The following is a 21821-nucleotide window of genomic DNA, read 5'->3' on the forward strand; positions in this document are numbered from 1 at the left end:
TGAATGAGACGCTACCCGCTTCATCCCTGTGCGCTGGCGGTTGCCAGCCTCTGCTACGCCTGCTCGCCGGATAGCGTGCTGGCGGAGACTTACTCCTCCCTGCCACCGCCGCCGAGCCTGCAGTCCCGCGACAGTGGCCAGCAATATATGCTGGAGCTGGTGGTGAATCAGCAGGCAGAGGGCAATATCGTACCGGCAGAGCAGCGCGACGGTCACTTCTGGCTGCGCAGCGGCGATCTGCAGCGTGCCGGTCTGCCGCGGGAAAAGCTGGGCCAGCAGCCGCAGGTCGATGTCAGCAGCCTGCCTCTGGTCAGGGTGGATTATGATGCTGCGCGGCAGCGGCTGCTGCTGACCGTGCCGCCAGAGTGGCTGCCCGGCCAGGTGATTGGCGAGGCGAAAAACGGGCCGCGCTATCCGGGACGGACCAGCAGCGGCGCGCTGCTTAACTACGATCTTTACGCCAGCCGCACCGACAACAGCGGCACCCGCCTCTCCGCCTGGAATGAGCTGCGGCTGTTCGGGGAGGCCGGACACCTCTCCAGCAACGGCGTCTGGCAGCAGCAGCTGGAAGGCAGTTCCTCTTATCAGGATGATGGCTACATCCGCTACGACACCTGGTGGAGCAACGAAGATGAAAATGCGGCGGTGAGCTGGCGGGTCGGGGATCTGGTCAGCGACTCGCTCGCCTGGGGCAGCAGCGTGCGGCTCGGCGGCATCCGCATCGGTCGCGACTTCAGCATCCGGCCCGATCTGGTCACCTACCCGCTGCCCGCCTTTTCCGGCCAGGCCGCCGTCCCCTCCACCGTGGATCTGTTTATTAATGGCTATCGCTCCAGCCAGGCGAACGTGCAGCCTGGCCCCTGGTCGCTGACCAATGTCCCGTTCGTCAACGGCGCGGGTGATGCAGTGATCACCACCACCGATGCAACAGGCCGACGCGTCACCACGACCATGCCCTTTTACGTCTCCAGTAACCTGCTGAAAGCGGGACTGTCGGATTACGCCTTTTCCGCCGGGGCGATCCGCGAGAACTACGGCATTAAAAATTTCGATTACGGACAGGCCGCCGCCAGCGGCGCGTATCGTTATGGCATGACCGACTGGCTGACGCTGGAGAGCCAGGCCGAAGGCAGCGAAAACCTGGCAATGGGCGGGCTGGGCGGCCAGCTGCGCGTCGGCAGCTGGGGGGTGGTAAACGGCGCGGTGGCGCAGAGTCAGCTGGATGGCGAGCGCGGCGGGCAGTACAGCTGGGGTTATCAGTACAACAACCGCTGGTTCAATTTCGGCACGCAGCAGACCCGGCGCAGCCGCGACTTTGGCAACCTGGCACTGGTCGGCAGCCGCGCCGGAAGTCAGGCAGATAGCCGCTTCGCGCTGTCGCGCCGCAGTGCGCAGTACAGCGCCAGCGTCTCACTGAACCGCTTTGGCAGCGTCGGCGCCGCCTTTATCGATATTACCGACGGTCAGGGCGACCGCACCCGCCTGTGGAATCTCTCCTGGAGTAAAAACCTGTGGGGCAACAGCAGCCTCTACGTCTCCGCCAGTCGCGATCAGCAGGAGAAGAGCTGGACCGGCGCGATCTCGCTGGTGATCCCCTTTGGTGAACAGGGCAGCGCCGCGATCAGCACCGAACGCGACCGGCGCGGCCGCAACAGCCAGCGCGTCTACGCCTCACGCGCCATGCCCAGCGACGGCGGATTCGCCTGGGATGCCTCCTGGGCGAATCAGAGCGGTGACAGCGGCGATTACCGTCAGGGCAGCCTGCGCTACCGCAACAACCAGGTTGACGCCTCGGGAGGCTTTTATGGCGACGACGACAACCTCACGCAGTGGGCCGATCTCTCCGGCGCGCTGGTGCTGATGGACAACAGCGTCTTTGCCGCCAACGCCATCAACGACGCCTTTGTGCTGGTGAAAACCCGCTACCCCGACGTCAACGTCCGCTACGAGAATCAGTCGATGGGACGAACCAACCCGCAGGGCTATCTGCTGGTGCCCACCATCAGCAGCTACTACCCGGCTAAATATGATATCGACACCCTGGATCTGCCCGCCGATATGACCACGCCGCAGGTTGAGCAGCGCGTTGCCGTCCGGCGTCAGAGTGGCTATCTGCTCAACTTCCCGGTGGAGAAGCTGCGATCGGCCAGCGTGATTCTGGTCGATGCGCAGGGCCAGCCACTGCCGGTCTCAAGCCAGGTCGTGCGGCCCGATCATCCTACAGAGTATGTGGGCTGGGATGGGATTGCCTGGATGGAGGCGCTGACGGTCAGCAATCCGATCGCGGTGGTCACGCCCGACGGCCGCCGCTGTGAAACCGAACTGCACATCGCCAGCGGTCAGCCGCAGGCGCTGAAAACCTATGGCCCGCTGACCTGTCCGCTGCCTGCACCGGCCGCGGGCAGCGCCGCCACGCCCGCTGATACTTTCTCTTCCGGAGCGCGACCATGATAAAAATTCTGCTGAAATGGCTGATCCCTGCGGGCCTGCTGCTCTGTCTGCCATCGCTGGGTTATGCTGCCTGTACCCTTCCCGCCTCCACCACCAGCTTCGGCTCCCTCACGACATTTGTGGCGAATACCACCGTGAATGCCACCACCACCAACGCCAACGTCAACTGTGGCTCGGGCAGCGCGCTCTCGCTGCTGGGTAATAACCAGATTACGTTTCAGCTGACCGGCGCGACGAATGTCAGCAGCACGCGCGGCACCCTGAAACGCAGCGGTGACACTGGCAGCGATAATGTGCCGGTGCGGCTCTGCACCGACAGCGCCTGCGCCAGTGAACTGACGATTGGCGGCGCGGCCTATGTCTATGGGTCACAGACGCTGGTCAATCTGGCGGGGTTACTGGGCAGCCTCAACTTCGCCATCCCGGTTTACCTGCGCACCGTTCCCGGTCAGGTGGTGGCCGCCGGCACCTACCAGGTAACGCTGAACATGGCCGTGACGTATCGCGTCTGTACCAGTGTCAGCGTGGGAAACGTCTGCTTAAGCGAACAGAACGGCAGTGGCGTGATCCCGATAACCGTAACCGCTACGCTCACCAATGACTGCACCACCATTACCTCGCCCAACATCAGCTTCGGCAGCGCGCCGCTGGTCGGCAGCTTCTCTGCGGTGTCGCAGACCATCAATGTGCTGTGCAGCAAAGGCAGCACCTATACGGTCGGCCTGAGTAACGGCAGCTATCCGGTGAGCAGCGTGAGGAATATGGCGAGCGGAACGAATCGTCTGAGCTATGAGATCTACAAAGGCACGACCAGCAATCGCTGGGGAGCCTCAGGGACGGAGCGCTGGAGCAGCACGACCTCGACTGCGGTCTCTGCGGATGGGCTGACGCGCGGCTTTAACTACACCGCGCGCATCCTGACGACGCAGGCCACGCCGCCCGCCGGAAACTACAGCGACAGCGTGGTGGTCGATTTAGCCTTTTAGAGCGAGGCGCTGACCGGCGTACCGCTGTGGCGCAGCTGATACTGCTTCACCATCCGGCCAATCAGCAGGGTGCCGATCAGCCCGCAGATGGCCGCAAAGGTCAGCCAGACGCCCGGCATCGCCTTGTCGCCGGTGGCGTGGATCAGGTAGCTGGAGATGGCAGGGGTAAAGCCGCCAAACAGCGCCGTCGCCAGGCTGTACGCCATGGAGAAACCGGCCGCGCGCACCTCAGCAGGCATGATCTCTGCCAGATAGACCACCATCGCCCCGTTGTAGCTGGCATAGAGAAACGACAGCCACAGCTCTGCTTCCAGCAGATGGGCGAAGCTGGCTGAACCGACCAGCCAGTGCAGCACCGGCCAGGTGGTGACAATCATCAGCAGGGTACAGGCGATCAGCAGCGGACGACGCCCGATGCGGTCCGACAGCGCGCCCATCAGCGGCAGCCAGAAGAGATTGGAGATGCCGACGCAGAGCGTCACCATGAACGCCTGCTTATCACTCATCATCAGCACGGTTTTGCCAAAGGTCGGGGTAAAAGCGGTGATCATGTAGAACATCACCGTGGTAGTGACCACCATCAGCATCCCCGCCAGCACCAGCGCCCAGTTGCTGGCGACCGAGCGCATGATCTCCGTCATGCGCGGATGATGCTTGCGTTTGCTGAACGCTTCGGTCTCTTCCAGCGTGCGGCGGATATAAAACAGGAACGGCACAATCAGACAGCCCACCACAAACGGGATACGCCAGCCCCACTCCGTCACCGCCTCTTTCGCCAGCAGATGGTTCAGCATCAGACCCAGCAGAGCGGCGAAGATCACCGCAATCTGCTGACTGCCCGACTGCCAGCTGACGAAAAAGCCTTTGCGCCCTTTCGGCGCCACTTCGGCCAGGTAGACCGACACGCCCCCCAGCTCAACGCCCGCGGAGAAGCCCTGCAGCAGGCGTCCCAGCAGGATCAGAATCGGCGCCGCAGCGCCCAGCGTGGCGTAACCCGGCACCAGCGCGATAGTCAGGGTGCCAATCGCCATCAGGCCCAGCGTCAGTAGCAGGCCTTTGCGGCGACCATGATGGTCGATGTACGCGCCCAGAATAATCGCCCCCAGCGGGCGCATCAGAAAGCCTGCGCCAAAGGTCATCAGGGTCAGCATCAGGGAAGCGAACGGGTCATCGCCGGGGAAGAAGGTTTTAGCAATGGCCGTGGCGTAGTAGCCAAAGACCATGAAATCGTACATCTCCAGGAAGTTACCACTGGTGACGTTGAAGATGATTCGGGCGGCGCTTTTCGGGGGCTTTTGTAAAGACGGGGCGTGACTCATAACGGCTTCCTGTTGTTTTTTAGCCGTTTTAGCCTGCCTGCCGCGAGAATAATGTGACCTGGCTCACCATTGCACTTTACAATTCTATGTACATAAGTAACAACAAATTAACAATACAGACCAGCCAGCATAAGTGATCGGTGTCACGGCGGATCGGCCAGATATCATCTGGTCAGCAGAGGGCCATAAAAAAAGGCGACTGCCTCAGTCGCCTCTTTGTCGTGCCGGATAACCCGCTATTTCTTCACGGTTTCCATACCCATCAGACCAATTTTCAGGTAGCCCGCCGTGCGCAGCTTATCCATCACGCTCATCAGCGTTTCATAATCGACCGACTTGTCGGCCTGGAAGAAAATGGTGGTCTCTTTATTGCCCTGGGTCTGGCTGGTCAGCACATTCACCAGTGAGTCCGGCGTCACCGCGTCATTACCGACGTAAAGCTGCTTATCCGCTTTAATCGACAGGTAAACCGGTTTTTCCGGACGCGGCTGCGGCGCGCTGGTAGAGGCGGGCAGATTGACGCGCACGTCGACCGTGGCCAGTGGCGCGGCCACCATAAAGATGATCAGCAGCACCAGCATGACGTCGATAAACGGCGTCACGTTGATCTCGTGCATTTCACCATCGGTTTGCAGATCGTCGTTTAATCGCATTGCCATAAGAACTTACCCTAAGCGCAGTTTCTGAGCCGCTGCAGGACGCGGAACCTCAGTGGCCACGGTGCCCAGGTCGATGTCACGGCTCTGCAGCAGCATCACCTGCGCAGCGACATCACCCAGCGAGGCTTTGTAGTTGGCGATCATGCGGGCAAAAACGTTGTAGATCACCACCGCCGGGATCGCCGCGACCAGGCCAATCGCGGTCGCCAGCAGCGCTTCGGCGATACCCGGTGCCACCACCGCCAGATTGGTGGTCTGGGTTTTGGCGATACCGATAAAGCTGTTCATGATGCCCCAGACGGTGCCGAACAGACCGATAAAGGGCGCGACAGAACCGATGGTCGCGAGGAAGCCATTTCCGCGTCCGGCGTGGCGGCTGAACGCAGCAACGCGGCGCTCCAGGCGGAAGCTGGTGCGATCTTTAATGCCGTTGGTATCTTCCACACCCGCCGACAGCGTCAGTTCATTCTGCGCATCGTTCAGCAGTACGACGCTGTGACTGTGATCGGTAAACGACTGGGCAATGCGGGCGGCGTCATTCAGACTGCGCGCTTCGCCCAGCGCCAGCTGCTCGCGCTTCAGGCGGCGCTTCGCGGCACTGAGTTCGGCATATTTGCCAAAGAATATCGCCCAGGTCACTACGGAGGCCAACAACAGGCCAATCATGACCACCTTTACCACGATATCGGCATGCTGATACATGCCCCAAACGGAGAGATCCGTTTGCATCAAATCACTGGCTACCACGCTGCTTCTCCAACTTCATATACAGGGATGCGGGACAAGCGCGAATAATAGCAAAATAATGGCGAATTGATAGTAGTTCTCATTACTATTTACAAACTCTGACCGCCCGCTTTGCCGTGACCCGCGCGGCTTTCAACCCGCTTTTTATCCTGCTCTCTGTTCTGATAATCGCCATTGAGTCTCAACCCTGCTGGCCGTTTCGTGGTAACGTGAGAGCTTAGTCAGAAGCGGCAAGGGCGACTCATGACCACCAGAAAAATTGATACCACGCTCGTCAGTGCAGGACGCAGCAAGCGTTATACCCAGGGTTCGGTGAACAGCGTGATTCAGCGCGCTTCCTCGCTGGTTTTTGATACGGTCGCGGAGAAAAAACGCGCGACCGCAGGACGGGCAAAAGGTGAACTCTTTTATGGCCGTCGTGGCACCCTGACGCACTTCGCGCTGCAGGATGCGATGACGGAGCTGGAAGGCGGCGCGGGCTGCGTGCTCTACCCCTGCGGTGCGGCAGCGGTGGCGAATGCGATACTGGCCTTCGTCGAAGCGGGCGATCATCTCCTGATGAGCGGCGCGGTCTATGAACCGACGCAGGATTTCTGCACCAGAATTCTGGCGAAGATGAATGTCTCGACCAGCTGGTTCGATCACAGCATCGGCAGCGAAATCGGTGCGCTGGTCCAGCCCAACACCCGCGTCGTGTTTCTGGAGTCCCCCGCCTCAATTACCATGGAAGTGCAGGATATTCCGGCGATTGTGGCGGCGGTGCGCGCCATCGCGCCAGAGGCGATCATCATGCTCGATAACACCTGGGCAGCCGGTATCCTGTTTGATGCGCTGGCGCACGGCGTCGATATCTCGATTCAGGCTGGGACCAAATATCTGATTGGACACAGCGATGCGATGATCGGCACGGCGGTCGCCAATGCGCGCTGCATCGATCAGCTGCGCGAAAACTCCTATCTGATGGGCCAGATGGTCGATGCCGATACCGCCTATATGGCGAGCCGCGGCCTGCGCACTCTGGGCACCCGTCTGCGTCAGCATGAAGAGAGCGCCCTGCAGGTCGCGGAGTGGCTGGCAGCACGGCCCGAGGTGGCCCGCGTCAACCATCCTGCGCTGGCGCAGAGCAAAGGCCATACGTTCTGGCAGCGCGACTTTAACGGCAGCAGCGGCCTCTTCTCATTCATTCTGCAGGAAAAATTGAGCGCCCCGCAGCTGGCGGAATATCTCGATCACTTCCATCATTTCAGCATGGCTTACTCCTGGGGCGGCTATGAATCGCTGATCCTGGCCAATCAGCCTGAAGAACTGGCCGCGATTCGTCCGGCGGGCGGCGTGGATTTTACCGGTACGCTGGTCAGGCTGCACATCGGTCTGGAGCATGTGGATGACCTGATCGCCGATCTGGAGGCCGGTTTTGCGCGTCTGACGCGCTGAGCAAAGAAAAAAGTAAACAGAAGATAAACCGGGTCGCGGCTGACCAGTGAGTTTGCCGGGCTATGATGGATTTGTTGTTAACATTTATCCCGTATCGTTCAGCGCGTCAGTGCAGTCACTGCGCGCGCGGAATGCAGACGAATAGTTCCTTGTGACGTGATGGAATCGCTAATGGGTGTTTTACACGAGATTGTCCAGGCGCTCTGGCATCAGGATTTTGCCGCGCTGGCAAATCCGGATGTGGTATGGGTGGTGTATGGCGTGATGTTTCTGACGCTGTTTCTGGAAAATGGTCTGTTACCTGCCTCCTTCCTGCCGGGCGACAGCCTGCTGTTACTGGCGGGTGCGATGGTGGCCAAGGGGGTCATGGATTTTGTCCCCACAATGGTGATCCTCACGACCGCCGCCAGCCTCGGCTGCTGGCTGAGTTATCTGCAGGGGCGCTGGCTGGGCAATACCCGTCTGGTGAAGAGCTGGCTGATGCATCTGCCCGCGCAGTATCATCAGCGTGCCTGGAATATGTTTAACCGTCACGGCCTGATGGCGCTGCTGGTCGGCCGCTTTCTCGCCTTTATCCGCACCATTCTGCCCACCATGGCGGGAATTGCGGGCCTGCAGAACAGTCGCTTCCAGCTCTTTAACTGGCTCAGCGGCGTGCTGTGGGTCGGCATTGTGGTCGCCTTTGGCTATGGCATCAGCCAGGTGCCGTTTATCAAGCGTCATGAAGATCAGGTGATGGCGATCCTGATGGTGCTGCCGATGGTGTTGCTGGTGGTCGGCCTGTTTGGCAGCATTCTGGTGATCTGGAAAAAGCGTCGGCAGAAACAGGCCTGATCGCAGCACGCGGTGCCGGGATCTGCCGCCTCTCAGGCGGACGGATCCGCGACCGTCTGCCTGACCCGACTCACCTCTTCCCCCGGCGTTACGCCAAAGTAGCGCTTAAACTCCCGCGAAAACTGTGAAGGGCTTTCATAGCCAACCCGCACCGCCGCCGCGCTCGCTTTCAGCCCATCGTGCAACATCAGCAGCCGCGCCTGATGCAGACGATAGCGCTTGAGGTACTGCAACGGCGACGTCTGGGTGACCGCTTTAAAGTTATGGTGAAAAGCGGAAACGCTCATGTTCACTTCTGCCGCCAGTGCATCGACGCTGAGGTTATCCGCATAGTGATTCTCAATCCGGCGCAGCGCACGCGCGATCTGGCTGAACTGGGTCTGCCGGCTCACCAGTGAGAGCAGCGCGCCGCCAATCGGGCCGGTCAGCACGTAATAGATAATCTCCCGCACAATGTGCGGTCCCAGCACCCGCGCTTCGCGCGGCTGAGTCATCACATCAAGCAGGCGTTCGGCGGCACAGAGCATCGGCTCCGTCAGCCACGCCGAGTGAATACCGGAGGTCAGCGGCTGCGGCTGAAACTGGTCGTCATCGCCGATTTCGATCAGCAGATCCTGCAGGCTGGCGGTGTCCACATTGAGACACAGCCCGGCAATCGGGGTTTCCGGCGACGCCCAGGTTTCGCACTCCGCCGGCAGCGGCACGGTGAGCATCAGATATTTGCTGGCGTCATACTGAAAGACGGTGCTGCCAAGGTAGCCGGTTTTGCTGCCCTGAAACAAAATGACAATGCCGGGCTGATACATCATCGGCGTCCGGGGACGATACTGATTTGCGTAGATCAGCGACACATTTTCGACCTGACAGAGCCGGTCGCGACCCTGAGTCATTAAGTTAACTACCTGCTGTGCCAGCCGGTGACACAGTGCATCGTGCGCCATAGCGACTCCTTTACGGGTAAAAATCCAGTGTGCCGCGCGGATGTGCAAATCACCAGCGGGCTGGAGAATCAGGCAAGAATTTTACCGAATCAGGCAGGGCTTCAGAACGCGGGCGGAGCGCTTCACTGAGCAGGCTGAAAATTGTTGGCTAGACTTAAGCACAGTGAAATCTCACGGGTTAACCGCAACGGAAAGGAGCAACTATGGCAGACCAGCCCATTATTAAACTGCGCGATGGCAATATGATGCCGCAACTGGGACTCGGCGTGTGGCAGGCCAGCATTGAAGATGCACGTCATGCGGTGCTGAAAGCGCTGGAAGTCGGCTATCGCTCAATCGACACCGCCGCGGCCTACAAAAATGAAGAGGCGATTGGTCAGGCACTGCAGGAAACCGACGTGCCGCGTGAAGAGATTTTTGTCACCACCAAACTGTGGAATGACGATCAGCAGAACGTTCAGCAGGCGATGGAAACCAGCCTGCAGAAACTGCAGCTGGAGCAGGTCGATCTCTACCTGATGCACTGGCCCTGCCCGGAAAAAGATCACTATGTGGATGCCTGGAAGAAGATGATTGAGCTGCAGCAGCAGGGACTGACCAAAAGTATCGGCGTCTGCAACTTCCATGAAGCGCATCTGAAGCGACTGATGGATGAAACCGGTGTTACCCCGGTGGTCAATCAGATTGAGCTGCACCCGATGCTGCAGCAGCGCACCCTTCACGCCTGGAACGCAATGCACCAGATTCAGACCGAATCCTGGAGTCCGCTGGCGCAGGGCGGCAAAGGGGTGTTCGATCAGGAGATCATCAAGTCGCTGGCGAAGAAGTATGGCAAGACCCCGGCCCAGATCGTCATCCGCTGGCATCTGGACAGTGGCCTGGTGGTGATCCCGAAATCTGTAACCCCAGCCCGTATCGAAGAGAACTTTAAGGTGTTCGACTTCCGTCTGGATAAGCATGAAGTGAGTGATATTGCGAAGCTGGACAGCGGCAATCGTCTGGGGCCGGATCCGGAAACCTTTAACTAAGCCCGGTAACGCACTGACCCTCTGCGGCTGCAGAGCAGAAAGCGTAGGTCAGGTGGGGTCTCCCCGCCTGACCCTGTGCGTTATGCAGAAGGCTGTACCACCAGCTGACCGGCCGTGCCACGATCGGCCAGTTCCAGCGTCTGGCTGTAATAGACGAACGGGAAATGGTCTGACGAACTCTGCGGGAAGCTGACCATCAGTTCCACACTGCCATCGACCCACACCGTATCTTTCCAGCCACGATCTTCGCCCATCGGCTGTGCGCCATTAACACTTTTAATCAGGAACATGACGCCCTGAATATGCAGCGCCTGTGGCCGGTCGGCGTGCAGGATCCAGCGCTCAAAGGTGCCCTGCTGCGCGGTGGTATCAATCCGGTTCATATCCCAGAGCGCGCCGTTGATGCCCGGCATCGTGTCGCCGATACGGAATTCGCGGGTGCGAACCGACGCCCCATCCAGAATCTGATCGGCCAGCAGCCGCATCGGCAGGTTATCGGTCACCAGCGGCAGTAAACCAGTGGGCCGCAGGGTCAGAATCAGGGTGGAGGTCAGAATCGATGAGGGCTCGAAGAAGCCGCGCAGCCGATCCATGATGCCCGCCGCCGTTCCCGCCGTAATCGACACCTCATCGCCCTGCGACATGTCTATCAGCACCTCCCGGCGTTCACCAGGTGCCAGCGAGAGACGCTGCACCGCCACCGGGGCAGAGAGAAAACCCTGATCGCTGGCAATAACCATAAACGGACGATTATCGCTGAGCACCATCTCGTAGCGTCGCGCATTTGAGGCGTTCAGCAGACGCAGACGCACCCAGCCGCGTGACACCTCGACGTACGGATTGCGGACGCCATTCACCAGCAGCGTATCGCCCAGAAAACCGCCATCCTGCGGCGGGTCGTAGACCGGCGTAGCAAAGTTATCGAGCCGCTTGTCCTGAATAATAATCGGGAAGTCATCCACGCCGTAGTGCTTTGGCAACGGCAATTGCTTGCTGACGTCATCCTCCACCAGCCACATGCCCGCCAGTCCATTGTAGATATGCGGAGCCATGCGGTTTGGCGTGTTGGCGTGATACCAGCAGGTCGAGGCGGCCTGACGAATCGGCAGAACCGGTGCCCAGTCAACCCCGGCCGACATCATGCGCGGCGCGCCGCCCATCAGGGCGCCTGGCAGCTGCAGGCCGCTGACGGTCATGGAGACCGGTTCATTCAGCCGGTTGCTGTAGATCAGCTTAACGTCATCGCCGCTGTAAACCCGGACGGTCGGACCCAGGTAGAGACCATTGATGCCCCAGACCGGTACTTTATTGTTGTCGCCATTAAACGACCAGTGGCTGCGCTGCATCGTCAGGAACAGCGGCTGGCCGCGACGGGACTCCAGCAACGGCGGAACCGGAAGCGGTGTGTCGCCACTGGCAGAAGACGCGGCACGGGCCGCATGAGGGATGATACCGGCGCTAAGCGCCACTCCGGCAGAAAGCTGGATGAACTGACGTCTGCTGAAAGACATAAAACTTCTGACCCTTTACGCGTGGCGCTAACGCGCCGACCCTGTTTTTATTGCTCTGTTTTTGCTGTGCTGCGTTCACGACGGCGGGCAGTCACTGCCACGCCGTGTGGCATCCATGCAGGATAGTTCGGCGAACGGCTCGCCGGTCAGATTTTCCGTTTTTTTCGCGCTCGGCCACTTCGGCGTTCAGCTCTTCCAGCTTCGCGGCCATCAGTTCGCGACAGTGGGTAGCCAGCTTACGCACCGAAACCGATTCGAACGCCTTTACGTCAACCGGTGGCAGCATCTCAACGATGACCAGGCCATTTTTCAGGCGGTTAAGGTTGATCTTGTCATGGGTGTTGGAGACCACAATCGGAATGATTGGCACGCCCGCCGCGACAGCAGCGTGGAATGCCCCGGTTTTAAACGGCAGCAGGCCACGGCCCCGACTGCGCGTGCCTTCCGGGAACATCCAGATGGAGATGCGCTTGCGGTTGAACTGATCCACCAGCTCACCGATGGTGCCGCGCGCTTTAGCACGGTCATCACGGTCAATCAGCAGGTTGCCGGTCAGCCAGTAGAGCGGGCCAAAAAACGGCACCCACAACAGGCTCTTTTTACCGACCGTGACCGTCGAGGGCTGCACAATTTTGGCGGCGGTGACCATGTCATAGTTGTTCTGGTGGTTCGCGATGTAGATCGCATTCCCGTAGTTCTCCGCCCCTTCCGGTTTACGCAGTTCGACTTTCAGGCCAAACACCGTCGATAAGCGGCCAAACAGATGGCCAAAGGTGGCGACGTGACGCGGATCGCGCGGTGAAAAAAGACACCAGACAGAGCCAAAGACACAGATCAAAATCGAATAGATGATGACAATAATGGTACGCAGAATCAGTAGCATAGTTCCCTCATTGAGCCACGGCTGACGCGGGGTCAGCCGGGTTGTTTACGCTTCGCTATCCGGGCTCGCCGGACGCGCAGGCGCATCCAGTTCAACACGATCAATTTTTTGCAGGCCGCGCGGTAACAGCGTGCCGCGACGTCCGCGATCGGCGCGGAATTTCTGAAGCTCTTCACTGCGCAACAACATTTTACGCTTGCCGACGTGCAGCGTAATCGCGCTGCCCGGTGGCAGAATCATCAGCCAGGCCAGTCTGTCCTGACCGCCGGCCGCTTCCGCGGAAGGAATGGAGATGATTTTGTTGCCCTTGCCTTTCGACATCTGCGGCAGCTCTCCAACCGGGAACATCAGCATCCGTCCCGCCTGCGTGATCGCCAGCAGCATGTCATCTTCATGATGCACAGCCATCGGTGTCATCACGCGGGCGTTGTCCGGCAGCGTCAGCAGCGCTTTACCGGCGCGGTTGCGCGACACCAGGTCGCTGAAGGTGCAGATAAAGCCGTAACCCGCATCCGAGGCCATCAGCAGACGCTGGTCATCAGCTTCCATCAGCACCTGTTCAACCACTGCGCCCGGCGGTGGCGTCAGCTTGCCGGTCAGCGGCTCGCCCTGTCCGCGTGCAGAAGGCAGCGACGTCGGGTCCAGGGTGTAGCTGCGGCCGGTGGAGTCGATAAAGGCCACCGGCTGATTGCTCTTGCCGCGTGCGGCAGCCAGATAGCTGTCACCCGCTTTGTAGCTCAGGCCCGCCGGATCAATATCGTGCCCTTTGGCACTGCGTACCCAGCCCATCTGCGACAGCACAATGGTGACCGGCTCAGACGGCACCAGCTCGGTTTCACTCAGGGCTTTAGCTTCTTCACGCTCACGCAGCGGCGAACGGCGCTCATCGCCGTAGCTGGCGCTGTCAGCCTGCAGCTCTTTCTTCAGCAGGGTGTTCATCTTGCGCTCAGAGGCCAGCGTAGCCTGCAGCTGATCGCGCTCTTTTTCCAGATCCGCCTGCTCGCCACGGATCTTCATCTCTTCCAGTTTTGCCAGGTGGCGTAACTTCAGTTCGAGAATCGATTCGGCCTGAGTTTCACTGATGCCAAAACGCGACATCAGCACCGGCTTCGGCTCATCCTCCGTCCGGATGATTTCGATTACCTCATCGATGTTGAGGAACGCCACCAGCAGCCCTTCCAGGATATGCAGGCGACGCAGCACGCGATCCAGTCGGTAGTTAAGACGGCGTTTTACCGTTTCGCGACGGAACACCAGCCATTCGGTCAGGATCTCATGCAGATTTTTCACCGCCGGACGGTTATCCAGCCCGATCATGTTGAGGTTAACGCGGTAGCTTTTTTCCAGATCGGTGGTAGCGAACAGATGGTTCATGACCTGATCGAGATCGACGCGGTTGGATCGCGGCACGATCACCAGCCGGGTCGGGTTCTCATGATCCGACTCATCACGCAGATCCTCGACCATCGGCAGCTTTTTATTGCGCATCTGGCTGGCGATCTGCTCCAGCACGCGCGCGCCTGAAACCTGATGTGGCAGCGCGGTGATAACCACCTCGCCCTCTTCCTTTTTCCAGACCGCGCGCTGGCGGATGGAGCCACGCCCGGACTGATAGATTTTGCGGATTTCGTCACGCGGCGTGATGATCTCCGCCTCGGTCGGATAATCAGGCCCCTGAACAATATCGAGCAGCTGTTCCAGCGTGGTTTTTGGCGAGTCGATCAGGGCAATCGCCGCCTGCGCCACTTCGCGCAGGTTGTGCGGCGGGATGTCGGTCGCCATACCGACTGCAATACCGGTGGTGCCGTTGAGCAGAATGTTCGGCAGGCGCGCCGGCAGCATCTTCGGCTCCTGCAGCGTACCGTCGAAGTTCGGCTGATAATCGACCGTCCCCTGCCCCAGCTCGCTCAGCAGCACTTCAGCATATTTTGACAGGCGCGATTCGGTGTAACGCATCGCGGCAAACGACTTGGGATCGTCCGGCGCCCCCCAGTTTCCCTGGCCATCAACCAGCGGATAGCGGTAGGAGAAAGGCTGCGCCATCAGCACCATCGCTTCATAGCAGGCGCTGTCGCCGTGCGGATGGTATTTACCCAGCACGTCACCGACAGTACGCGCCGATTTTTTAAATTTTGCGCTGGCGTTCAGTCCCAGTTCGGACATGGCGTAGACAATACGGCGCTGGACCGGCTTTAACCCGTCGCCAATATAAGGCAGGGCGCGGTCCATGATGACGTACATCGAATAGTTTAAGTACGCGTTCTCGGTAAACGTATGCAGGGCAAGACGCTCTGCACCATCCTGAGTCAGTTCACTCATTAATTTCTCATCCTCACATCGTGGCCCACAACGGCGGGACACCCGGCGGTGGTTTGGCGAGGATAGTACCTTATTCGCTGGTGTTAGTCACAGGGGAAGCGCGGGTCTGCGCGCCGTGCACCCGCGCGATTTCAGTCGCCCGAGGCGTGCCAGTCAGCGACCGGCACGCCTCGCGTCGTCAGGCAGGAGCAGGTCAGCGCGCGGCACCCATCCACCGGCGGGCAATATCACGGTATTCCCCGGTCGCGGTGCTGAGATGCAGCCACTGATCGACATAGAGCTTCCAGCTGATGTCGTCACGCGGAATCATGTACGCCTTCTCACCATACTGCAGCGGCTTGTCAGCATTCAGGGCACAGAGCGTCGGATAGTGCTGCTGCTGATAGCGCGCTTCGGAGGCGTCAGTGATCATGACATCCGCCTTGTTGTCCACCAGCTGCTGAAAGATGGTGACGTTATCGTGGAACAGCGTCAGTGATGCGTTGGGCAGATGACTGTGAACAAAGGCTTCGTTGGTGCCGCCTGCCGGTTCAATCAGGCGCACATCGGGACGGTTGAGCTGCTCAATCGTCTGAAAGCGCGTTTTATCGGCGCAGCGCACCAGCGGGATTTTGCCATCAACATCCAGCGGCTGGGCGAACCAGGCGGTCTGCTGGCGTTTCAGGGTGACCGAAATGCCCCCGACGGCGATATCACACTGCTTCGCCAGAAAGTCGGGCATCAGGGTTTTCCAGGTGGTCGGCACCCACTGCACCTTAGCGTTCAGCGAGGTCGCCAGCGCGTCAGCCATCGTGATATCCAGGCCCTCATACTGACCATCGGGACGCAGGAAGCTGTAAGGCTTGTAGTCGCCGGTGGTACAGACCTTCAGGACTTTAGAACTGAGGATAGTGTCGAGATGAGATTGAGCCTGGACAGCACCGCTGGCCAGCAGCAAAGCGAAGACGATTTTTTTCATTGGTGTTTTTTTTCATGATGAGTTTGCCCACTCATCGTGCCATAGACGGGCCGATTATTGCTGTCATAGCAAAAGTCTTGTGATCAACGTCCCATTTTTCTGCGGCCGCAGCGCGCGTAAGCTGAGCCCCATATTCAGACAATGAGGTAAACAGTTGATGAGCAAAATTTTAATTATCGATGGCGGCAAAACCTTTGCCCACTCTAAAGGCGAACTGAACCACACCCTGACCGATGTGGCGGCCAGTCAGCTGCGTGACATGGGACATGAGGTTTCTGTCACAGTCGCGGACAGCGACTACGTGGTAGCGGATGAAGTACAGAAGTACGTTGAGAGCGATGTGGTGATTTATCAGATGCCGGGCTGGTGGATGGGTGAGCCCTGGACCGTGAAGCGTTACATCGACGAAGTCTTCACCGAAGGCCACGGCTCGCTCTACGCCAGCGATGGTCGTACCCGCTCCGATGCCGCGAAAAAGTATGGTTCCGGCGGCCTGCTGCAGGGCAAAAAATATATGCTGTCACTGACCTGGAACGCGCCGCTGCAGGCCTTTACCGATCCGGAGCAGTTCTTTGAAGGCGTTGGCGTGGATGGTCTCTATCTGCACTTCCACAAAGCGAATCAGTTCCTGGGAATGGAAGCGCTGCCGACCTTTATCTGCAACGACGTGATTAAAGCCCCGGACGTGCCACGCGACATCGCCGCTTATCGGAACCATCTTAGCCAGGTTTTTGCCTAAGATAGAGGGTGGAGACTTACACTTTTCCCACGAAAGAGGAATTCGCGAATGTTAACTGTCGTAGCAGAAATTTGTGTCAAACCCGGACGCCGTCAGGCCGTGCTTGATGCCGTGAACAAGCTGATCCCGCAGGTGCTGGCAGAAGATGGCTGCCATCAGTATGACGCGCTGCTGGATCATCAGGCTCAGGTGCCGTGGAAGCAGAACTCCCCCGACTCTATTTTTATGCTGGAACAGTGGGAAACGCTGCGCCATCTGGAGCAGCATCAGCAGATGCCGCACATGGATGCCCATCGCGCGCTGATCAAAGATGACGTGGTGGATGTGAAGATTCTGGTGCTGGAACCCAGCGCCTGATTGTTGCCGATCTTTCTGCTCCGGGTCGTCAGATGTTGTAAAGACCGCAGAAAACGTAAACCAGAGAGCCTCTGGCAGCAACAGATTAGCGCAACACGCAGGGAACAGGGTCAGAAGAGGAAAGCGTCCCGCGCCAGGGATGGCGCGGGCCGAGCGTGCCAGGGATGGCGGTTTTTGCGTCTTTCCGATCTGACCCTGTTCCCTGTGCAGGCACGGTATCACAGCAAATCCGGCCAGATTTCTCATCTGAACCCCTGTCCCGCGACAGGGGTTTTTTATTTCTGACAGACGGCTCAGAGCAGCTGTCGACGATCGATCTCGCTGCGGAGAAAATCCAGGAAGCAGCCAATGCGCGAAGAGAGCGTGGTGTTTCGGTAGTAGACCGCATGTACCGGCAGCCGCAGCTCGCGGGTTTCCGCTGCCAGCACCGGCACCAGTCGCCCGGCGGCGCAATCTTCCCGACTGACAAAGTCGGAAAGGCGCGCAATCCCCTGTCCTGCCAGCGCCAGCTGCCGGATGGTCTCTCCGCTGGAAGCCGCGATCGTCGGCTTAACCCGCATAAACTCCCCTTCCGCCTGCCAGACCGGCCAGAGGTTATGGATCTCAGGATGACTGAAGCCAATGGTCTGATGCTGCGCCAGATCGGCAACGCTCTGCGGTGTGCCCGCCTTCGCCAGATAAGCCGGACTTGCCATCAGCCGGATCGCGCTGCTGCCCAGCATTCGGGCACGCAGCGTGGAGTCGCGCAGTTCACCAATGCGAATGGCCACGTCGGTCTGCTGCTCCAGCAGATCGATCAGAATATCGTCGGTGTTCAGCTCGAGCTGTATCAGCGGATAGCGGGCGCGGAAATCCTCCACCAGCGGCACGATCACATGCAGCATAAAGGGCGTCGCTGCGTTGACCCGCAGCCGTCCTGACGGCATTTCACGCCGCAGGGCAATCTGCTCTTCAGCCTGTTCAACCGAGGCCAGAATCTGGCGCGCATGCTCCAGAAAGACCTGCCCCTCTTCGGTCAGTGCCAGCCGTCGGGTGGTGCGATGCAGCAGCGTGGTCTGCAGTTTACTCTCCAGCCGCGACAGTGCCCGACTGATACCGGAACTGGTCTGCGCCAGCTGAGAGGCCGCCGCCGTAATCGAGCCGCTGTCCACCACCGCCACCCAGGCGCGTAGCTCTTCCAGGGTAATTTTCACAAGGGTTACTGTCTCTGCTGAGTGGACTGGCTTTCCGGCCACCGTTCACGGGTGATGCGTCGGGCATAAAAGAACAGGACGCTTTCGCGTCCTGCTTTTACACTTCGATGTCGGCCATATCGCCTTTTTCCTGCAACCAGTTGCGCCGGTCTTCGGAACGTTTTTTCGCCAGCAGCATATCCATCATGCGCAGGGTCTGATCCGCATCCTCATCGCTGATGGTCAGCTGCACCAGACGGCGGGTATTGGGATCGAGCGTGGTTTCACGCAGCTGCAGCGGGTTCATCTCACCCAGCCCTTTGAAGCGCTGTACGTTAGGCTTACCCTTTTTGCGTTTCAGCTGCTCCAGCACGCCCTCTTTCTCATCTTCGTCCAGCGCGTAGTAAACCTCTTTGCCGAGGTCGATACGGTAAAGCGGCGGCATGGCGACGTAGACGTGCCCGCCTTTGACCAGGGAACGGAAATGCTTCACGAACAGCGCACAGAGCAGCGTGGCGATGTGCAACCCATCCGAGTCCGCATCCGCCAGGATGCAGATCTTGCCGTAACGCAGCTGAGAAAGATCTTCGCTGTCGGGATCGATACCGATCGCCACCGAGATGTCATGCACTTCCTGCGACGCCAGCACCTCATCGGACGAGACTTCCCAGGTGTTCAGGATCTTGCCTTTCAGCGGCATGATCGCCTGATATTCACGATCGCGGGCCTGCTTGGCCGATCCGCCTGCCGAGTCCCCTTCGACCAGGAACAGTTCTGTCTTATTCAGATCCTGGGCGGTGCAGTCCGCCAGCTTGCCCGGCAGCGCCGGCCCGCTGGTGAGTTTCTTACGCACCACCTTTTTGGCGGCCCGCATACGCCGCTGGGCGCTGGAGATCGCCAGTTCAGCCAGCAGTTCTGCCGTCTGGATGTTCTGGTTCAGCCACAGGCTGAAGGCATCCTTCACCACGCCCGACACAAAGGCGGCACACTGACGTGATGACAGGCGCTCTTTGGTCTGACCGGCAAACTGTGGATCCTGCATCTTCACCGACAGCACATAGGCACAGCGATCCCAGATATCTTCCGCAGAGAGCTTCACGCCACGCGGCAGGATATTGCGGTATTCGCAGAACTCACGCATCGCATCCAGCAGCCCCTGACGCAGACCGTTAACATGGGTTCCGCCCTGCATGGTCGGGATCAGGTTGACGTAGCTCTCCGTTAACAGCTCACCGCCTTCCGGCAGCCATAACAGTGCCCAGTCCACCGCCTCCACATCACCGGCAAAACTGCCGACAAACGGTTTTTCAGGCAGCGTAGGCAGGCCGTTCACGGCTTCACACAGATAGTCGGTCAGGCCATCTTCATAGCACCAGCGCTGTTCGGTGTTGTTGAGCTTGTCTTTAAAGATTATCTCAACGCCCGGACAGAGCACCGCTTTGGCTTTCAGCAGATGTGAAAGGCGCGAAACCGAGAAACGCGGGCTGTCGAAGAAGCTCTCATCGGGCCAGAAGTGGACGCGCGTACCGGTGTTGCGTTTCGCCACCGTGCCGGTTACGGTCAGATCCTGAACTTTGTCGCCATTCTCAAACGCCATGTCATAGATCTCGCCATTACGGCGCACCGTGACTTCGACGCGTTTAGAGAGGGCGTTAACGACCGAGATCCCGACGCCGTGCAGGCCGCCCGAAAACTGGTAGTTCTTGTTGGAAAACTTGCCGCCCGCATGCAGGCGGCAGAGGATCAGCTCGACGGCTGGCACGCCCTCTTCCGGGTGAATATCCACCGGCATGCCGCGCCCGTCATCAATGACTTCCAGCGACTGATCGGCGTGCAGAATCACTTCAACCCGCTTCGCGTGGCCGCCCAGCGCCTCATCGACGCTGTTATCAATCACTTCCTGACCCAAATGGTTGGGCCGCGTCGTATCGGTGTACATCCCCGGGCGACGGCGAACAGGCTCAAGGCCAGTCAGGACCTCAATGGCATCCGCGTTATAATTTGATTGACTCATCGTAAATGTCTGTCAGATGGGTGAAATGGGGTGCGATTTCCGCGTTACTCAGGTGTGATTCAGACCAAGAAAGTCCAGAATCTGCGGGAAATGGCGCTCGAATCCAGTAAATGCATGATTTCCGCCCTCTTCTACCGTGTGGCGACACGCGCTGTAGTAGTCGAGCGCCTGACGGTAATCGAGAACTTCATCGCCGGTTTGTTGCAGCAGCCAGAGTAAATCGGGCGCTTCCAGCGGTTCGATCTGCATCACTTTCAGATCGTAAATGTGGCGTGACTCTAACACATATTGCTGGCCGGTGTAGGGATTCTGATTGTCGCCGAGGAAATCGGCCAGCAGCTCAAAGGGGCGTACCGCAGGGTTGACGACAACCGCCGGCAGCATAAAGCATTGTGACAGCCAGGTGGCGTAATAGCCCCCCAGCGACGAGCCGACCAGCCCCAGGGTTTCACCGCTGTGGCTCAGGACCAGCTCTTCCAGCAGGGCGGCAGCGTCCGCCGGAAAGGTTGGCAGTTGCGGCACAATCATCTTAATCGACGGATGATGCGTCTCTAACCATTGCCGGAACTGCGTCGCCTTCGCCGACTGCGGCGAGCTGTTAAAACCGTGCAGATAGAGCAGTGCCGCCACGCGTCAGTATCCTTCTGAGTCTAAATCGGGACGAAAAGCGTCGGTGTCGAGCCGGTTAACCTCGGTCTCTACGCCGCCATCCGGATGCAGGGTAAACCAGCGCCAGCCTGGCGCGACGGTATCAATCGCAAAGCTGGTGCAGTGGGGTTTGAACTGCACGCAGGTCGATGGCGTCGCCAGCACCCGGCGGCCATGCCACAGCAGATCCAGCTCCTGATGAATGTGACCACATACCAGCGTCCGGGCCAGCGGATAGCGCTGTAGCACCGCGTCAAGCTGATGGGAATTGCGCAGGCTGTGCTGGTCGAGCCAGGTGCAGCCTGAGGCCAGCGGATGGTGATGCAACAGGACCAGCGTGTGTCGTTGTGGAAAGCGAGCCAGCGCGTTATCGAGCCACTCCAGCTGGTAGTCGCTCAGCATGCCGTGCGGCACACCGGGCACCTGGCTATCGAGCAGGACGATCTGCCACTGATCGCCCAGCAGCACCTGCTTGTGGGCATTGATGTGGGCGGCTGCCAGCGTATCGACCATCGCGGGCTGGAAATCGTGATTTCCCGGCAGCCAGACGCAGGGGCGGGGCAAACGTGAGATACCCTCAGCAAAATGCTGATAGGCCTCCACTGAGTGGTCCTGAGCCAGATCGCCGGTGGCAATGATCAGGTCGTAGTCGCGCTGCTGCGCAGTAATTGCCTCCACGACCGCTTCATAGCTCGACCAGGTATTCACCCCAAGTAGCGACTCATGTTTTCCAGCGAACAGGTGGGTGTCCGTGATTTGTAAAATCCTGATTTCGGAACCGTTCGCCACAGGAAGAGTTAGCAGGCTATCCAAAGCGTTTC

The 21821-nt window shown here is 59.3% G+C and carries 19 protein-coding genes; 7 read left to right on the forward strand and 12 right to left on the reverse strand.

Going from position 1 to position 21821, the window contains the following annotated elements; translation table 11 throughout:
• The first annotated feature begins 3 nt into the window (after positions 1-3).
• Positions 4-2451 carry a fimbria/pilus outer membrane usher protein gene (locus S7A_RS01270; protein ID WP_009087244.1) on the forward strand — a complete coding sequence of 816 codons (2448 nt, stop codon included), beginning with the start codon at positions 4-6 and terminating at the stop codon, positions 2449-2451.
• A complete protein-coding gene (locus S7A_RS01275) occupies positions 2448-3437 on the forward strand; it encodes a spore coat U domain-containing protein (protein WP_009087246.1) in 990 nt (329 codons plus the stop codon). Before S7A_RS01270 ends, S7A_RS01275 begins: the two co-directional genes overlap by 4 nt.
• Here the strand turns inward: S7A_RS01275 and S7A_RS01280 are convergent.
• From S7A_RS01280 to exbB, 3 genes are all read right to left on the reverse strand, one after another.
• Entirely contained in the window at positions 3434-4756 is a 1323-nt protein-coding gene (locus S7A_RS01280; RefSeq protein WP_009087247.1) for an MFS transporter, read from the reverse strand. The genes S7A_RS01275 and S7A_RS01280 overlap by 4 nt on opposite strands.
• A 236-nt stretch (positions 4757-4992) precedes the next feature.
• Positions 4993-5415, reverse strand: coding sequence for a TonB system transport protein ExbD (exbD, locus tag S7A_RS01285; protein WP_009087249.1), 423 nt, complete (start codon positions 5413-5415; stop codon positions 4993-4995).
• Positions 5416-5421: 6 nt separating this feature from the next.
• Entirely contained in the window at positions 5422-6144 is a 723-nt protein-coding gene (exbB, locus tag S7A_RS01290; protein WP_009087251.1) for a tol-pal system-associated acyl-CoA thioesterase, read from the reverse strand.
• A 261-nt stretch (positions 6145-6405) separates the two neighbouring features.
• Between exbB and metC the strand changes: the two genes are divergently transcribed.
• Positions 6406-7596 carry a cystathionine beta-lyase gene (metC, locus tag S7A_RS01295; protein ID WP_009087253.1) on the forward strand — a complete coding sequence of 397 codons (1191 nt, stop codon included), beginning with the start codon at positions 6406-6408 and terminating at the stop codon, positions 7594-7596.
• A 171-nt stretch (positions 7597-7767) separates the two neighbouring features.
• Positions 7768-8430 (forward strand): DedA family protein, encoded by a 663-nt coding sequence (locus S7A_RS01300; protein WP_009087255.1) that lies wholly within the window; start codon positions 7768-7770, stop codon positions 8428-8430.
• 32 nt (positions 8431-8462) lie between these two features.
• Here the strand turns inward: S7A_RS01300 and S7A_RS01305 are convergent, their stop codons facing one another.
• Positions 8463-9371, reverse strand: coding sequence for an AraC family transcriptional regulator (locus S7A_RS01305; protein WP_009087257.1), 909 nt, complete (start codon positions 9369-9371; stop codon positions 8463-8465).
• A 203-nt stretch (positions 9372-9574) separates the two neighbouring features.
• On the opposite strand from S7A_RS01305, the gene dkgA reads away from it, so the two are divergent.
• Positions 9575-10399 carry a 2,5-didehydrogluconate reductase DkgA gene (gene dkgA / locus S7A_RS01310; RefSeq protein WP_009087259.1) on the forward strand — a complete coding sequence of 275 codons (825 nt, stop codon included), beginning with the start codon at positions 9575-9577 and terminating at the stop codon, positions 10397-10399.
• 80 nt (positions 10400-10479) lie between these two features.
• Here the strand turns inward: dkgA and ftsP are convergent, their stop codons facing one another.
• The 4 genes from ftsP to S7A_RS01330 form a co-directional block, all read right to left on the reverse strand.
• Positions 10480-11910, reverse strand: a complete 1431-nt coding sequence (ftsP, locus tag S7A_RS01315) for a cell division protein FtsP (protein ID WP_009087261.1) — start codon at positions 11908-11910, stop codon at positions 10480-10482.
• A gap of 91 nt (positions 11911-12001) precedes the next feature.
• On the reverse strand, positions 12002-12793 hold the full coding sequence (locus tag S7A_RS01320; RefSeq protein ID WP_009087263.1) for a 1-acylglycerol-3-phosphate O-acyltransferase: 792 nt from the start codon (positions 12791-12793) through the stop codon (positions 12002-12004).
• A 45-nt stretch (positions 12794-12838) separates the two neighbouring features.
• Entirely contained in the window at positions 12839-15112 is a 2274-nt protein-coding gene (parC, locus tag S7A_RS01325; RefSeq protein ID WP_009087268.1) for a DNA topoisomerase IV subunit A, read from the reverse strand.
• A gap of 193 nt (positions 15113-15305) precedes the next feature.
• Positions 15306-16070, reverse strand: coding sequence for a transporter substrate-binding domain-containing protein (locus S7A_RS01330; RefSeq protein WP_009087270.1), 765 nt, complete (start codon positions 16068-16070; stop codon positions 15306-15308).
• Between the two features lie 157 nt (positions 16071-16227).
• On the opposite strand from S7A_RS01330, the gene S7A_RS01335 reads away from it, so the two are divergent.
• On the forward strand, positions 16228-16809 hold the full coding sequence (locus S7A_RS01335; RefSeq protein ID WP_009087272.1) for an NAD(P)H-dependent oxidoreductase: 582 nt from the start codon (positions 16228-16230) through the stop codon (positions 16807-16809).
• Between the two features lie 48 nt (positions 16810-16857).
• Positions 16858-17166, forward strand: a complete 309-nt coding sequence (locus tag S7A_RS01340) for a putative quinol monooxygenase (RefSeq protein ID WP_009087274.1) — start codon at positions 16858-16860, stop codon at positions 17164-17166.
• A gap of 293 nt (positions 17167-17459) precedes the next feature.
• Here the strand turns inward: S7A_RS01340 and S7A_RS01345 are convergent, their stop codons facing one another.
• The 4 genes from S7A_RS01345 to cpdA all read right to left on the reverse strand — a co-directional run bounded on the left by S7A_RS01345 (position 17460) and on the right by cpdA (position 21813).
• On the reverse strand, positions 17460-18359 hold the full coding sequence (locus tag S7A_RS01345) for a LysR substrate-binding domain-containing protein (protein WP_009087276.1): 900 nt from the start codon (positions 18357-18359) through the stop codon (positions 17460-17462).
• A gap of 97 nt (positions 18360-18456) precedes the next feature.
• On the reverse strand, positions 18457-20352 hold the full coding sequence (gene parE, locus S7A_RS01350; protein ID WP_009087278.1) for a DNA topoisomerase IV subunit B: 1896 nt from the start codon (positions 20350-20352) through the stop codon (positions 18457-18459).
• Between the two features lie 48 nt (positions 20353-20400).
• Positions 20401-20982, reverse strand: coding sequence for an esterase YqiA (gene yqiA, locus S7A_RS01355; protein ID WP_009087280.1), 582 nt, complete (start codon positions 20980-20982; stop codon positions 20401-20403).
• A 3-nt stretch (positions 20983-20985) separates the two neighbouring features.
• Positions 20986-21813 (reverse strand): 3',5'-cyclic-AMP phosphodiesterase, encoded by an 828-nt coding sequence (gene cpdA, locus S7A_RS01360; RefSeq protein ID WP_009087282.1) that lies wholly within the window; start codon positions 21811-21813, stop codon positions 20986-20988.
• Between the last annotated feature and the right edge of the window lie 8 nt (positions 21814-21821).

The organism is Pantoea sp. Sc1 (assembly GCF_000255315.1).
Taxonomy (GTDB): Bacteria; Pseudomonadota; Gammaproteobacteria; order Enterobacterales; family Enterobacteriaceae; genus Pantoea; species Pantoea anthophila.